We start from the raw sequence: 15595 nt of genomic DNA on the forward strand, positions 1-15595 counted from the left end.
CGGCGCCGGGGTCAGCAGCGCCGCCTGCCGCAGCCATCAGCGCGCGGCGATGGGCGCCACAGTGCGCGGTGCTTCACCAACGTACTCGGCGCTAGGACGGATGATGCGGTTGTCGGCGCGCTGTTCGAACACGTGGGCGGCCCAGCCGGTCAGGCGGCTCATGACGAAGATCGGCGTGAACAGCTTGGTCGGGATGCCCATGAAGTGGTACGCAGAGGCGTGGAAGAAGTCCGCGTTGCAGAACAGCTTCTTCTCGCGCCACATCACTTCCTCGCAGCGCACCGATACCGGGTACAGCACGGTGTCGCCGACATCGGCGGCCAGTTTCTCGGACCACTGCTTGATGATGGCGTTGCGCGGATCAGAGGTGCTGTAGATCGCGTGGCCGAAGCCCATGATCTTTTCCTTGCGCGCCAGCATGCCCATCATTTCCTGCTCGGCGTGATCGGCATCTTTGAAGCGCTCGATCATGTCCATTGCCGCTTCGTTGGCGCCGCCGTGCAGCGGGCCGCGCAACGAGCCGATGGCACCGGTCACGCAGCTGTGGATGTCAGACAGCGTGGAGGCACACACCCGGGCGGTGAAGGTGGAGGCGTTGAACTCGTGCTCGGCGTACAGGATCAGCGACACGTTCATCACCTGCTCATGCAACGCGTTCGGCTTTTCGCCACGCAGCAGGTGCAGGAAGTGGGCACCGATGGAGTCGTCATCGGTGTCGACGTCGATGCGCACGCCATCGTGGCTGTAGCGGTACCAGTAGCAGATGATCGACGGGAACGCCGCCAGCAGACGGTCAGCCGCATCTTCCTGCTCGGAGAAGTCCTGCTCGGTTTCCAGGTTGCCCAGCATCGAGCAGCCGGTGCGCATGACGTCCATCGGGTGGGCGGAGGCTGGGATGCGCTCCAGGACTTCCTTCAGCGGCTGCGGCAGCCCGCGCAGGGACTTGAGCTTGGCCTTGTATGCATCCAGCTCTGCCTGGGTCGGCAGCGCGCCTTTCAGGATCAGGTGCGCCACTTCCTCGAACTGACAGTTCTCCGCCAGATCCTGCACGTCGTAGCCGCGATAGGTGAGCCCGGAACCGGACTTGCCCACGGTGGACAAAGCCGTTTTGCCCGCCACCTGGCCGCGCAGGCCTGCACCTGTCAGTTGTTTGCCTTCTGCCATGATGTGTTCCTCTTATCTGCTGGGACGGTCGCGACCGCCGTGTAGGGTCTACGGGAATTACCCGCAGCCACGCGTGTTACGCCTTGCCCTGGGTGAACAGTGCGTCGAGCTTCTGTTCGTAGGAGTGGTAATCCAGGAAGTCATAAAGTTCCATGCGGGTTTGCATCAGATCGACCACGTTCTGCTGGTGGCCGTCCTGGCGAATCGCTTGGTACACGTTCAGCGCGGCTTTGTTCATGGCACGGAAGGCGGACAGCGGATACAGGATCATGTTCGCGCCGGCTGCGGCCAGTTCGTCACGGGTAAACAAGGGGGTGGCGCCAAACTCGGTGATGTTGGCAAGCAGTGGCGCGCCATCGATGCCTTTGGAGAAGGCTCGATAATCATCAAGAGTGTGCACCGCTTCAGCAAAGATGCCATCTGCACCTGCGTCGAGGCAGGCCCGTGCACGCTCAATCGCCGCTTCAAGACCTTCCTTTTGGAAGGCGTCAGTGCGGGCGATGATGAAGAAGTCTGGATCGAAGCGCGCGTCAGCGGCAGCTTTGATCCGATCGGACATTTCCTGTTGGGACACAATTTCTTTGTTCGGGCGGTGGCCGCAGCGTTTCTGCGCCACTTGGTCTTCCAGGTGCACGGCACCGGCGCCAGCGCGGATCATTTCCTTCACCGAGCGGGCAATATTGAACGCCCCGCCCCAGCCGGTATCGATGTCCACCAGCAACGGTACTTCGGAGGCGTAGCTGATACGGCGCACATCTTCGAGCACGTCGTTAAGGCTGGTCATGCCGAGGTCCGGCAGGCCGTAGGAGGCGTTGGCCACGCCGCCGCCGGACAGGTAGATGGCCCGGTAGCCGACCTGTTCGGCCATCATGGCGCAATAGGCGTTGATGGTACCGACGATCTGCAGCGGCTGCTCTTCGGCAAGGGCTTTGCGGAAGCGTCCGCCGGCGGTCAGGGTCTGGCTCATGGGTTCTCTCCTGTCACGTCAGGGCCTGGTAGGCCCCGTTATCGTTCGTCGGCACCGGGTCAGTGCCGGCGGTAAATGATTCAGCTGTCGCTGCGGCCGGCGGCTTCCGCCGCATGGCGCTCAATATTTTCCCGCGCCCGGCCGATGTGGCGGCGCATCAACAGTTCCGCTAACTCACCGTCGCGCGCTTCGATCGCTTCGACAATACGCCGGTGCTCCGCCAGTGCCCGCTGGGGCCGGTTGGCGGTGGTGGAAAACTGATAACGGTACATCCGCACCAAGTGATACAGCTCGCCGATCAGCAACTCGATCAGGGTCGCATTGTGGCTGCCGTGAATGATGCGGTAATGAAAATCGAGGTCGCCTTCGCGCTGGAAATAGGCGGTATCTTCTTTGAGATCCTGCTGCTGCTCATGCTGGGCCAACAGGTCGGCCAATCCGCGGATTTCGTCCTCGGTCATGCTGGCTGCGGCCAACCGAGCGGCCATGCCCTCCAGCGCCTCACGGACGTGGTAAATCTCGATCAAGTCGGCGTGGGACAGGGAGGCAACGCGGGTGCCAACGTGAGGCACGCGCTCTAGCAGTTTACGGGATTCAAGGCGGCGAATGGCTTCGCGGAGGGGGCCGCGGCTGACGCCGTAGCGGGCCGCAAGTTCGACTTCTGCCACCTTGGTACCCGGCAGCAGCAAGCCGCACACAATATCATCCTGAAGCTGATGGAAGACCCGCTCGGCCAAGGTGCGGCCGTCGCTTTCCGGCGGCACGCTGTGATCAATGGCGGGGGTCTGTAGCTCTGACACGCAGGACCTCGATTGTTGACAACCCTAGGACATGGGACGGGACTTTATTCCCTTTCACGCCCCCTTTCAATAGGATTGTCAACAATCAGCCCTTTGGCATTAGGGGCAAGTGGCACCGTACTGCTGCCACTCCACGCTGCCCTGCACCGTTGCCAGGCACTCACCGGCTTCGTTGCATTTCAGCTTCTCTGCGTCTTCTTCCGGATCTTGCAGATCCACTGTGTTTTCTTTCACGAACAGGTCACGGGCGTAAGTATTGCTCCACGCCGCAGCGACTTGGTCTTTGACGCTCTGTTCACTGAGCCGGTACAGCGGCGCGCAGCTGTCGCTGTAGTCGAAGCGGCCCATCACCTCGGCGCCGTAGTACGGCATGGTTTCGGACACGGTGGCATCACCCGCCATCAGGAAACTGACGAAGGCGCTCTTGGCCCCGGTGTCACTCTCTTCCACCCGCGCCACATAGCCCACCGGGGTGCCATCAGCCGCAGTTTGCGGGCAACTGCCGTCTGCGCTGGCGTACAGCAGCACGTGGCGGCCGTTGCTGTCGAGATCCATCAGCAGGCACATCTCGGTCGGCGCACCGGCCGCTTCGGTGATCGGGCCGGGACGATCCTGCTCGAACAGCGGCTGCTTAGCATCGCCCTCACCCACCTGCGGGTAGTTCTGGTTGTTCTGCGATTCGATTGGCGCACAGCCAAGGCCCTGCTCGGGCTGGTCGTCGTAGCAACCGCGGCGCAGCGACACCCGGTAATGGGCTGGTAGCGGCATCACTTCCGCTGGCACCAGACCGCTGTCCCCAAACTGGGAGCTGCGCACGGCCATGATCGGCAAACTGCCGTCTTTGTTAGCGCCCTGCAGGTCGGCGGTCGGCGCACCAAGGAACTGGCCGCTGGCATGGCCGAACTCCTCGGTCTTGAACTTGTGCACGCTGCGCGGGAACGTCAGCTCGTAATCACGACGGCGGTTGTGCTGCAGGCCGGCAAACATGTAGTCGCCGGTGAAGCGGCCCGCCAATGTCAGGTCGCTGGTATCGGTATCGTTCATACGGTCGATACCCAGCAAACGAGCGTCTTGCAGCACCAACGCATCATCGAGGCGGCTACCGCCGTTGATGGCGAGATAACCGTACAGCAGTGAACTGTCGCCCTGGGCATCTTTCTCCTGGCGCGCGTGGCGCAACAGGCCACTGATCTGGCCGGAGGGCAGCACCAAGGTGTTGCCTTCCAGCATCACCATGCGCTGTTCGCCGTCGATCGGATTGATGATGTTGGTGATGAACTGGAACGCCATGTCGAACGAACCGGCACGGGTCATTTCGGTGCCGTAGCTCAGCCGATCTTCCACTTCCGTAGCCGTCGGGAATTGGTCGTCGCTGTTTAGGTTAGCGCTGTTAGCGGCATCCAGCAGCGGCTGCCAGGCGTCCTGGAACTCCTGGTAGTCCTCCTGATCCAGCGTCTTGCCCTGCACCAGCGTCTTATATTCGTCGTTGACCAGATCGTGCAGGTCTTCGTGGAGGGTGATGCTGTTGCTGTCCGCCGGCGCGCTGTCCAGCGCCAGCAGCAAGGCGCCACGGTTGCGCACTTTGGCATTGCTCAGTGGCTCACGCGCTGGAGAGTTAACAATGTCAGCGACGGTCAGCTGGACCAGCGTCCAGGCATCATTATTGCCATCGGTCCACACCGCCTTCGACAGTTGCGGCAGTGCTGCCACGCCAAGCGGAATGGTGTTGCCAGCAAAGGTCCCGTGGCCAAGGTAGAACTCGATCTGGGTGGCATTGGTGGGACACACCGCCGCTCCTGCCGGCAGTGTGCGCGGCCGACCTTCGCTATCGTCGATGTTTTCATCTTCGCTGCGGATGTAACCCAGCGAGGTGCCGCAGCGGTAACCCACGTTGTAGAGCGTCGGGCCAACAAAGCGCACCAGCACGTCGCCGACCAACTGCTCCTCACAGATGGCACCGGCCGGGCAGCCCGGCAGTTCGACGTCGGAGAAATCTTCACCGCCGCTGCAGGCGGCAAGGCCGGCAGCCAGGGTCAGGACGGCTGCTGAGGAGGCCAGCTTTAGATACATGTTGTGTGTCTCCAGTGTCCGCGCCAAGGCGGGGACAGTATTCGGGGTCAACGGGTGCGCACCAACAGTGCGCCCTGCTCGCTCAACGCAGCGTCCTGCTCCGGCACCCACAGCGCCTGTGCCGCAGCGCTGTAGTCAAGGTAGAAAATCAGATAACGGTGACTCGGCTCGCGGGGCAAAGTTCCCTGTACTGACGCGTAATGGGCCCAGCTTTCCGGGTAGCGACGCGTGAACAGGTTGTTGACCTGCAACACCGGTGTGCCCTCCCCGTCCAGTACCAGCAGTTGCGGGTGGACGTACTGGCCGCCGCGCTTGAAGCTGACCAGCTCAACGTCCTTCACCTCAGGGGCCAACGCCACCACCCGCGCCGGCAACAACCGGTCGCCTTGGCGCAAGAACGGACCTTGGCCAAGGGCGAAACGTAGGCTGTGCTCCTTGCCGGGGCGCAGTAGCGTGGCACCCTCGCGCAGGTGCTGGCAACAGTCGGCGCGGATCGGGGTCACGGTTTCGAGGAATTCCTCGCTGTCTGGGGCCTCGATCGCCACATAGGCGGCCGCCCGCTCACGTCGAGCAGCCTGTGCCGCCGGCACATCAATGCGCTCGCGCTGCAACTGGCCGCTGGCATCGTAGTAAGTAACGAAACGGTCAGACGGGTCATCGGTTTCTGCGGTACTCCACGCCGCCGCATCCGGTGTGGATTGGGCGCCCGCTGCGGGTTGCCACAGCTCGGCAGCCAACACATCGATGTCGACCGCCTCAGGCACAGGTGCCGCGGGCTCAGGGCGGGTGGCCGGTACCGGTGCCACCTCAATGTCGGCCGGCGTGGCATCGGCCGCCGTGTTCTTGGCCGGGATTTCGCCAGTCACCAAGCGGCCGCTGGCATCGGTGTAGGCGTAAAAGCCACCGTCGCGGTCCGGGTTGCTGCACCCGGCCGCCACGGTCAGCACTGCCACCAACGCCCAGCGCTTCATCAGAACCGCGTCCGGTAGGCAAAGCCAAACATGTTGATGGTGGCCTTGGTTTTGATGTCGAGCCCGGCATAGGGGTTGTAGACCATGTTATTGATGCCGGTGCAGTTGGCCGAGCAACTGGAATTGGCGGGCACGTGGTCGCGACTTTCCAGCATCGCAAAGGCGAAGTCGAACTCAGTGTCTTCACTCCAGCGGTAGCCCAAACCGACGCTGTAATAGCGCGCTTCGTTGATCGGCACCATTGGCATGCGCCGGTTGTTGGGGATCGCCGAGGCCCGCGGCTCGAAGCCGGCACGCAACTTGAGCCGGTCGTTAACGGTGAATTCGGCGCCGAAAGCCAAGTTCCAGGTGGAGCGGAAATTCAACGGGTAGGACAGCGTGTCGGAGGTGGCCCCGGGCGTGAACAATCGCGCCAGTGCCAGCGCCGCGTTACTGGAATCGAACTCGAAGTTGAACGCATCCCAGGTGCTGTAATCGGTCCACACCGCGTCCATGTTGAACTGCAGGCGCTCATGGGGCTTCACTTTGATGCCGGTCTGGAAGTGCGCCGGCATCGTGATGTCCATGTTGATGATGCCGGTGTCCTGCAGGCCCACGTAGTTGGGTACCCCCAGTACCGCCAACGCAATGGCGCCGGTAGGACTGCTGCCGATGCCATTGATGGTTTCGCGGGTGGCGTTGGAATAGGCAATATTATAGCGACCGCGCATGCGCACTTTGGTCGGCGAATGCCACACCGCGCCCCAGGCGAAGCGATCATTCGGCTCCCACAGAATGCCGAGGTTGTAAGACGGGCTAAAGCGATCGTCCATGGTCACATCCAAGCTCGCCAGACTCTTGAACGGCCCCAGCCCCTCATTCGGGCGGCAGATGCCGAACAGGATGATGTCGAGCGCAAAGTTGGACTCGCCGGCAAACGGCGCACAAATGCTTTCACTAACGATGCGCGCAAAACCAAGCAGGTCGTTGGGCGCGCGGAAATCAGTTTCCAGCCCCACCGCTTGGTAGGAGAAGCCCACCGAGGCGCCGATCGACAGCGTATCGGTGACCTGGTAGCCCACCGATGGCGACAGGTAGGTGAGCCGGTTCAGCGCCACCCGGCTACCCATGAAGTTACCCGGGTCATTTTTGTCGCGGTAGAAACCGGCCACCATTGGCAGGTAGGTGGCGGTGGCAAAGGTGAACTTGGACCCTTCCGGGCGGATCGAGAACGACGGCACCGGTCCGGCAGCCAGTGGCCCCGGCGGCAAGTTGACGAAGTCGTTCACGAACGGCAGGTACAACGACACCCCTTCAATGCCGCTCTTGCCGGTGCGGAAGTTCTGGCAGCGATCGCCGGTGCCAGGCGCATCGGCGCACACCACCGGATCATCGGAAAAACCAAATACGTTGTAGTCCGGCGGCGCCGAGAATTGACTCGACAGGCTTAGATCCACCGCCAGGAACTGCAAGTCCATGCGCCGACCGTCGAGCCGCGCTAGGCCGGCCGGGTTGAAGTGGATAGACATGATCCCGGGGGGATCCGCGGTCACCGCATTGCCCATGCTCATGGCGCGCACATCGACGCCGATATTGGTGGCCAGTTGTGCTTGGCTGCCGCCAGCCCATGCCAGCAGCGCGATCAGTGCCCAGCGCCAGCCACGCCGCCGAAGCGGTGTTGAGGTCGTCCTCCCCTGCCCCACCACCGTCAGGCTCCCGGTTTGAGACCGGAGATGTCGATCGGCATCGACACACCCAGCAGCACGTCAGGCGAATCTTCGGTGAGACCGAAGCCGAAACTGATATTGACGATGCGGTTGCTGGCGGTGCGCAGCCCCAGCGAGGTATTGAGTACGCTGGTGGTGGAGTCCTGCGAGCGCGCCTTGAAGCGACTGTTGCCGCGCTGGAAAGTGAACTCAGACACCATGTTGTAAGACTGCTGGTAACTGGCGCTCACCGACACTTCATAGGACAACGCGTAGGCCAACCCCATGGAGAAGTTCACCGAATCACCCGGCGACACACGCTTCAGCACGTCAGTGCCGCGCCGTTGATTGAGCCCCGTGGCGTCGAACGCCATGGTGTAGCCCACCGAACCGAACAGCACCACCGGGTCAATGATGCGGCTGAAGCTGACGCCGCCACTGATGGAGTAGTAGCCCTTGCCGCTGGACAGATCCTTGTTGACGTTGATCTCGTAAGGGCTGTCACCAGTGGCGCTGGAAAAGTTGGAATACAGCGTGGTGTTGATGCCGCCCGGGCGCACCGAGAACGGCTGGTAGCGCAGCCCCATCACCACGTCACCCATGGCCGCGCGGGACAGGTCCTTTTGGGTGTCGTACTTGTACATCAGCGGCAGACTGGCGGTGAACGTCAGGTTGTCGCGCAGACCGTAATCCACTGACAGGCCGGTAGTAAAAGCATGCTCGGCATCATTCTCGATGCGGAAGCGGTTGATGCTGCCAGAGCTTTCATCGATCGCAATGTCGATGGTGTCATTGCGGTAGTAAGAGTAATCCGATGACCAGTAGAGCGACATGCGGCCACGCGGCAACAGCGAGTACTGTTTCTCGCTGGCGGTGAACACCTCTTCCAAGTTGGATTCCTGGCTGACGTCGCCTTCTCGCTGCTGCAGCGCTTCACGCGCGGCGTCGGAGCGAGTGTCCTGTTCCACGTCAGCGGTTTGGGCCCACACCGGCGCCGCCAGTGCCAGCCCGGTAATCAGTCCCAAAGTACGGTGTGTTGCAGTGGTTCCCCGGATCAAAGAAAAGCCTGCGCTCATGGTCACGTCTCGTTTTAAAGGCCGCAAAGTGGGTCTGACGCCCATTATTTGCGCCGGTAATAGGTACGGGTCGGGATATTGATCACTCGCTCGACACCATGGCGGTCTTCCGTGAGTACCGGCACCAGAGTGCTGGCGCGATCGGCCCACTGTTCCATGCTGCGGGTGAATACTGGAAAGTCTTGGAACGCCATCCGATTAATGGTGCGCTCGTCAATGGTGCGCAGCTCGTAATCCGATAGCGCCAGCCCCTGGTGCGATTCGCCCTCGTGCGGGAACACAATGAACACCACGTTCTGATCCCAGATTTCCTCAAAGGCGACTTCCGAGAAACTCATGTTGCCGAGCGCCGGATCGGCCACATAAAAGTGACCGTTGCGCCATTCTTTCAGCACCACAAAGTGTTTGAAGCCGGCGTAGGAGATCGGCACGATCGCCGGATGTTCTAGCGTGCGCAGGTCTTCCAGCTGGGCGCGGAAACCACCGCTGTTAAAACCTAGCACGGAGGTGAGGCGGCGCATGTCGAGCAGTGAGAAGCCACGGCGTTCGACGATTTTCTCGGTCTCACCGAAGCGCAGCAGGCCTTCCATCACTTCCCGCTCGTTGTACTGCCGGCCCAAATAACCATTGAGAACCGTGGTCAACGCAGCAGAGCCGCAGGAGTAATCGTAGGCTTGGCGTACCACATTGCGATAACGGAATTCAGATACCGGCTGGACCACGACACCGCGTTCGTGCACCACGCCGGAAGGAACAGGATGATCATAGAGAACGGTGCCCTGGGGATGTGTCTCCACCACGGCCACCTCGTTGGCAGCGAAGAATACCAGCGCTGCACCCAGAATGGTCGTCAACATCTGAGACGCCCTTTTTATTAGTTATAAGCGCTATCGCTTTGCTGATCCGGCGTACCGGATCCCACCCGGAAAACAATAAAAATCCGCCCCAAGGCGGACCTGCAGCGCAGTCTATCCCAGACTGGTGCACCCCTAGCAGTGTTTTTGTAAAGGATTGCTGAAAACGCATGAAGGCCCGGGAGCCCGGGCCTTCATGCGCTGTGGTCGTATTATTTACCCGCCACAGTGATGTTGGTGCCGTTCAGGGTCAGACCACCAACGTAAACGTTGCCGATGCTGGCCGCCGTGCCGGAAGCGCCGAGGCTCACTTTGTCCAGTGATACCAAGCCGACGCTACCGTTCAGGCCGATAGTCAGGCCTTCCGGGTTGCTGCCCGCGCCATCATTGATGGAGATGGACGTGCCGGTGATGTCGAGGTTAGCAATCTTGATCTCGCCAACGCCCAGCTTGCCACCGCCGCCCGCGTCGTTCAGGCCGAAGTTGTTGATGGTGATATTGCCGACGTTACCATCGGTGATCGCCACCAGGTTCTCAGCCGCAGCACCCAGCTGAACTTCCAGACCCAGCGAGCTCATGTTGATGGTCATGCTGTCGAGGATCGGCGTGGAGGTATCACCGAACGCAGCGGTTGCCAGTGCCGCATCAGCAGCCTGATGGCTGGAGTCCGCAGCACGGCCCATGTCAACAATGCGGATGTCCCCAGTCTCCAGTTCCAGCCCGGTCACGTTGATGCCCAAGCGCAGCACCCCACCGGCTTGGTTGGCGGCGGTATCCACATCCAGTGCCACATCACCTTTGATGTGCATGCCAGAGATGAGGATGCCACCCGCATTGTCGGCGACCAGAGATGTGGTCACACCGTTCAAACCGGTAGTGTCTTCAATCAGCAGGTTCAGTGTTTGGTCGATGTTCAGGTTGATCACCAGGCCGTCTTGGCCCGTTACCCCGGAAAGCGCCGTGTCGTCCAACGCCTGCATGGCCTGACCGGCTACCGGCAGGGCCGCAATGGCTGATACGAGCGCTAGTTTCCTGAAAGCTTTCATTTATTATCTCCTACGCGTGCACGACGCTTATTGTTGTAGTGTCCAGACTGTGTAGCACGGCCTAGACGGAGCCACGTTAACACTTCAGATACAAAAACAACACAGATTGAAACGCCTCGCGGTCGGCCCCGGAACCAGGAAAAACCCAAAGAGAATCAACCAGTTGATAAAACAACGTCCTCCCCGTGTTCATGGCAGCGCACTGCCGTTCCAGTTACACCAAGGCAAAGTGTTACGCCACGTAACACTTTATCCTGAGCTACCCCAGTGACGCCTCTTCTCTCTCCCACCGCCGTGATCCGCCAAGGGTCCGGCTGGGGCTGGGGCACCACTGTGACGCGGCGCTGGCTGCTTGCCCCCGGACAGGCAGCCCTATCTGTGCTCGAGAGTGCCGAGCAATGGCGTTCGCAGAGCCGGAGCCGAGTGCTGGTCGGCGCGTTGCAGTACGACCTGGGTCGCCTGCAGCACGGCGCCGATGCCGGTTACCGTGCGGACGATCCGTTGTTAGTGGTGCACGGTTACGAAACCTGGCAGCGCGGCGAACAACCGCCCGCGGCAATCGCCAAATTCCGGCTCTCAAGTCCGTTCGCCCCGCTCTGGACCGCTGAACAGTATCAGAGCGCCTTTTCTCGCGTACAGGACTATCTGGCCGCCGGCGATTGCTATCAGGTCAATTTAGCGCAGTGCTTCCAAGCTGGGTTTGAGGGCAGCAGTTATTCAGCTTGGCGCGCCCTGATCACTCAACACGACGCTCCCCATGCCGGCTACTTCGAATACGGCCTCGGGGCGCTGTTATCAGTCTCGCCGGAACGGCTACTACGCATTGATCATCAGCGGCAGATGATTACCGAACCAATCAAAGGCACCCGCCCGCGAGGCACCAATAAGCATGAGGATCGGGCTCTGGCGGCCGACCTGCTCTCGAGTCCCAAAGACCGTACCGAGAACCTGATGATCGTCGATCTGCTGCGCAACGATCTTGGCCAAGTCTGCCAGCCCGGTAGCGTGCAGGCTCGACCACTGTTTGAACTGCGGCAGTTTTCCAACGTCCAGCATCTGGTTTCCACCGTGCGCGGCACGCTGTCACCGGCGGTGTCGGAGTTTGCCGCATTGCTGGCCACCTTCCCTGGCGGTTCCATTACCGGTGCGCCGAAACGGCGCGCGATGGAAATCATCCGCGAACTGGAAGGCGGGCCACGCCGCTTTTATTGCGGCTCGCTGTTCATACGTAATAACGAGGGGCTGGACGCCAATATCCTGATCCGGACCTTGGAAGTGCGCGACGGCCTCATCAGTTGTCACGGCGGCGGCGGCCTAGTGATGGATTCAGAAGGACAAGCGGAATACGAGGAAAGTGTTTACAAGGTGGGCAAACTGATGGCGGCGCTCGTCTGAGCGCCGCCGCAGTGATTACAGCGACAGATCGCGCAGGCTGTTCTTGAGGATTTCCTGTTTCAGATCCTCATAGGTGTGCACCGCCGGGAACTGCGGGAATTCATCAATGACATTTTGCGGCGCGTGGAACAGGATGCCGGCATCGGCCTCTGCCAACATGGTGGTGTCGTTGTAGGAATCACCGGCGGCAATCACGCGGTAGGTCAAGCTGTGGAATGCCTTCACCGCCATGCGCTTGGGGTCTTTCTGGCGCAGGATGTAATCGGTGATGCGCCCTTCTTCGTTCACTTCCAGCTTGTGGCACAGCAGCGTCGGCCAACCCAACTGACGCATCAGCGGCTGGGCAAACTCATAGAAGGTGTCGGACAGGATCACCACCTGGAAACGCTCACGCAGCCAGTCCACGAACTCGCGGGCGCCGTCCATCGGCCCCATCTCGTCAATCACCGCCTGGATGTCCGGCAGGCCATAGCCGTGCTCGTCGAGGATGCGCAAACGCTGCTTCATCAGCACATCGTAATCGGGAATATCACGGGTGGTGGCACGCAGGGCTTCAATGCCGGTGCGCTCGGCGAAGTTGATCCAGATTTCCGGAACCAGAACCCCTTCCAGATCAAGACAGACGATTTCCACAACACCCCCAAAACGCTGATTGATGAATGAATCATGCAGGCCGCGACCGGATCGCGCGGCGCCAATGTAGCCTCGGCCCCGGACCATTGCAACGTCACCCGGGCCGTTCTCACCGCCGCCGCCAGCCTGCTAGACTGCCGGCCTTTGTTGATGAGGGTAATGCCATGTCCAGCACTTCTGCGGCCTTGGGCGACTGGGCCACCGCACTCGCCGATGCCACCCCGCGCACCATCCTGAAGACCGCCTTTGAGCGCTATGATCGTATCGCGGTGTCATTCAGCGGCGCTGAGGATGTGGTGCTGGTGGACCTGGCATTGCGGGTCAATCCGGACGTGGAAATTTTCACCCTCGACACCGGCCGGTTGCACTCCGAGACCTACCGTTTCCTCGATCAGGTGCGTAACCACTATGGCATCGCCTTGGAGGTGCTGTTCCCAGACAGCGCCCAAGTGGAGGCACTGGTGAAGGCCAAAGGGCTATTCAGCTTCTACCAAGATGACCATGGCGAATGCTGTGGCATCCGCAAGGTGGCGCCCTTGAAGCGCAAGCTGTCACAGCTGGATGCTTGGATCACCGGCCAGCGCCGCGACCAGTCCCCCACCCGCAATGAACTGGCGGTGGTGGAGCAGGACCTGGCACTGGCGGCGCCGGGGCAGTCACTGGTGAAGTTCAACCCCCTGGCGAATTGGAGTTCGGCGCGGGTGTGGGACTACATCCGTGGCAATCAACTGCCGTACAACCCGCTACACGAACGCGGCTTCGTGTCGATCGGCTGCGAGCCCTGCACCCGTCCGGTGTTGCCCAATCAGCACGAGCGCGAAGGCCGCTGGTGGTGGGAAGAAGCCACCAAGAAAGAGTGCGGCTTGCACGCCGGCAACCTGGACGGACGCTGACTCACAACACCGGCAGCTTGACCCCTTCGAACAGCTTGGCCACCTCATCGCGGTGGCCACAATCCAGCGCCTTATCAACCATAGTGCGGGTCAAGTGCGGCGCGAACGCGCTCATGAATTCGTACATGTAGCCACGCAAGAAGGTACCGCGCCGCACCGCAATACGCGTGGTGCTGGCCTCAAATAGGTGATCCGCATTCAGCGTCACCAAACCATGGTCTTCCACCGGATCCACTGCCATGTGGGCGATGATGCCGACCCCGACGCCGAGCCGCACATAGGTCTTGATCACGTCGGCGTCAGCAGCGGTCACCACCACTTTCGGCTCCAGCCCTTGGCTGCGGAACGCATCGTCCAACTTGCTGCGACCGGTGAAGCCGAACACGTATGTGACGATCGGGTATTCCGCCAAAGCCTCTAGCGTCAAACGCTTGAGCTGGGTCAGCGGATGCCCCTCCGGCACCACCACGGTCCGGTTCCAGCGGTAGCACGGCATCATCACCAAATCGGGGAACTGGTCCATGCCCTCGGTGGCAATGGCAAAATCGGTGGTGCCACTGACGGCCATTTCGGAAATCTGTGTCGGCGTCCCCTGGTGCAGGTGCAAGGCCACGTCCGGGAAGCGTTCTGTGAAACGTTGGATCACCGGCGGCAGCGCGTAGCGCGCCTGGGTGTGGGTGGTGGCAATGCTCAGTTCACCGCGGGTCTCATCGCGGAAATCTTGGGATACGCGGCGGATCGCTTCGACGTTGCGCAGGATATCGCCGATGCGCGCGAGAATAGCTTCGCCGGCCGGGGTGACGTGGGTCAGGTGCTTGCCGGAGCGTGCGAAAATCTCCACCCCCAACTCGTCTTCGAGCATGCGCACCTGTTTGCTGATGCCCGGCTGCGACGTATACAGCGCCTGAGCCGTGGCGGAGATGTTCAGATCGTTGCGGGTGATCTCCCACACGTAACGCAGTTGTTGCAGCTTCATGGCAGACCTCGGTTATAAGTGCGAAGAATAATATACTCCCACAGAATATGACCGCGCCATCCCCCCAGCTTCACTACAGTTCGTTTTTCACGCCATGCGGCACATGTCCGGCGGCCACATGCTGGGCGGCGGACTCACAGTGGCCCTCTTGATCGTCAAAGAACACGTCAGCACCGAAGGCACGCAGGAACGGCCCTTTCTCACGACCGCCGAGGAACAGGCTTTCATCGAGGCGAATATTCCACGCGCGGAACGTGCGCACCACCCGCTCATGGGAGGGCGCCGAACGTGCAGTCACCAAAGCGGTGCGGATCGGGCAATCGTCGCTGCCGAAGTCCTGCTGCAACTGATAGAGCGCAGCGAGAAAACCTTTGAACGGTCCGCCTGCCAGCGGCTCGTGGGCTGAGCGCCGCTCATTTTCCGCAAATGCCTCCAGTCCTTGCTGCTGATAAATGCGCTCGGAGTCGTCCGAGAACAGGACCGCATCGCCATCAAACGCAATGCGCAGCGGCAGGCTGGCGGATCCGGCCGCAGCACCAGACATGATGCGTGCTGCCGCCTGGCCCTCGGCCAACGCGCGCCGCACATCCTCTTCATCGGTGGAGAGGAACAGGTGGGCGCCAAAGGGTGCCACATAGCGGTGCGGACTCAGCCCACTGGTAAAGGCCGCGCGCACGATTGGCAACTGGTGGTGATCGATGGAGTTGAACACTCGCAGCCCGGTATCAGAGCTATTGCGAGACAGCAGAATCACCTCGACCCGCTCGCAGCCAGCCGCTTCATTCAGTCGCAGCAGTTTCTGCACTAAGGGGAATGCATCGCCAGGTGCCAGCGGTTGATCCTCATGGGCAAGCTGGTAGGCCTGAAACGCGTCCAGTCCTTGTTCAACGAAGACCCGGTGGCTGTCTTCCAAATCAAACAGCGCCCGCGAACTGATGGCCACAACCAATTTTGAAGGAGCTGTTGTCATCACCTGTTGCCCTGTGCGATCCGATGCGGGCCGCTATTGTCGAACAGAGTATCGGCAAAGGCCACGCGCACCGGCGGTTTTGTTGTGGGGTATCC

14 protein-coding genes are annotated in these 15595 nt (G+C 61.1%); 2 read left to right on the forward strand and 12 right to left on the reverse strand.

The features are described 5' to 3' along the window. Positions 1-36 precede the first annotated feature (36 nt). The 9 genes from prpC to AB5I84_RS07575 form a co-directional block, all read right to left on the reverse strand. Positions 37-1164, reverse strand: a complete 1128-nt coding sequence (gene prpC, locus AB5I84_RS07535; RefSeq protein WP_369455244.1) for a bifunctional 2-methylcitrate synthase/citrate synthase — start codon at positions 1162-1164, stop codon at positions 37-39. Between the two features lie 76 nt (positions 1165-1240). Beyond that, the gene (prpB, locus tag AB5I84_RS07540) at positions 1241-2131 is read right to left on the reverse strand and encodes a methylisocitrate lyase (RefSeq protein ID WP_369455245.1); all 891 of its coding nucleotides are present in this window, start codon (positions 2129-2131) and stop codon (positions 1241-1243) included. Between the two features lie 80 nt (positions 2132-2211). Then, entirely contained in the window at positions 2212-2931 is a 720-nt protein-coding gene (locus AB5I84_RS07545; protein ID WP_369455246.1) for a GntR family transcriptional regulator, read from the reverse strand. Positions 2932-3030: 99 nt separating this feature from the next. Beyond that, positions 3031-5001: a hypothetical protein gene (locus AB5I84_RS07550; RefSeq protein ID WP_369455247.1), complete on the reverse strand. Its 1971-nt coding sequence runs from the start codon at positions 4999-5001 to the stop codon at positions 3031-3033. A gap of 47 nt (positions 5002-5048) precedes the next feature. Next, complete coding sequence (locus AB5I84_RS07555; RefSeq protein ID WP_369455248.1) at positions 5049-5972, reverse strand: YgdI/YgdR family lipoprotein; 924 nt, start codon at positions 5970-5972, stop codon at positions 5049-5051. Continuing rightward, a complete protein-coding gene (locus AB5I84_RS07560; protein ID WP_369455249.1) occupies positions 5972-7657 on the reverse strand; it encodes an OmpP1/FadL family transporter in 1686 nt (561 codons plus the stop codon). Before AB5I84_RS07560 ends, AB5I84_RS07555 begins: the two co-directional genes overlap by 1 nt. Before the next feature lie 2 nt (positions 7658-7659). Next, a complete protein-coding gene (locus AB5I84_RS07565; protein WP_369455250.1) occupies positions 7660-8733 on the reverse strand; it encodes a transporter in 1074 nt (357 codons plus the stop codon). Positions 8734-8777: 44 nt separating this feature from the next. After that, positions 8778-9590 (reverse strand): C39 family peptidase, encoded by an 813-nt coding sequence (locus AB5I84_RS07570; RefSeq protein WP_369455251.1) that lies wholly within the window; start codon positions 9588-9590, stop codon positions 8778-8780. Between the two features lie 209 nt (positions 9591-9799). Beyond that, entirely contained in the window at positions 9800-10633 is an 834-nt protein-coding gene (locus AB5I84_RS07575; RefSeq protein WP_369455252.1) for a DUF6160 family protein, read from the reverse strand. A gap of 267 nt (positions 10634-10900) precedes the next feature. On the opposite strand from AB5I84_RS07575, the gene AB5I84_RS07580 reads away from it, so the two are divergent. Then, positions 10901-12028 carry an anthranilate synthase component I family protein gene (locus tag AB5I84_RS07580; RefSeq protein WP_369455253.1) on the forward strand — a complete coding sequence of 376 codons (1128 nt, stop codon included), beginning with the start codon at positions 10901-10903 and terminating at the stop codon, positions 12026-12028. A 15-nt stretch (positions 12029-12043) separates the two neighbouring features. Here AB5I84_RS07580 and thrH read toward each other — a convergent pair whose 3' ends face one another. Continuing rightward, positions 12044-12661, reverse strand: coding sequence for a bifunctional phosphoserine phosphatase/homoserine phosphotransferase ThrH (thrH, locus tag AB5I84_RS07585; RefSeq protein WP_369455254.1), 618 nt, complete (start codon positions 12659-12661; stop codon positions 12044-12046). Positions 12662-12825: 164 nt separating this feature from the next. Between thrH and AB5I84_RS07590 the strand changes: the two genes are divergently transcribed. Beyond that, the gene (locus tag AB5I84_RS07590; protein WP_369455255.1) at positions 12826-13554 is read left to right on the forward strand and encodes a phosphoadenylyl-sulfate reductase; all 729 of its coding nucleotides are present in this window, start codon (positions 12826-12828) and stop codon (positions 13552-13554) included. Position 13555: 1 nt separating this feature from the next. Here the strand turns inward: AB5I84_RS07590 and cysB are convergent, their stop codons facing one another. Both cysB and AB5I84_RS07600 read right to left on the reverse strand, forming a co-directional pair. Continuing rightward, on the reverse strand, positions 13556-14530 hold the full coding sequence (cysB, locus tag AB5I84_RS07595) for an HTH-type transcriptional regulator CysB (protein WP_369455256.1): 975 nt from the start codon (positions 14528-14530) through the stop codon (positions 13556-13558). A gap of 73 nt (positions 14531-14603) precedes the next feature. Then, positions 14604-15500, reverse strand: a complete 897-nt coding sequence (locus AB5I84_RS07600; protein ID WP_369455257.1) for a 5'-nucleotidase — start codon at positions 15498-15500, stop codon at positions 14604-14606. Positions 15501-15595 lie beyond the last annotated feature (95 nt).

Source organism: Alcanivorax sp. REN37 (genome assembly GCF_041102775.1).
GTDB classification, from domain to species: domain Bacteria; phylum Pseudomonadota; class Gammaproteobacteria; order Pseudomonadales; family Alcanivoracaceae; genus Isoalcanivorax; species Isoalcanivorax beigongshangi.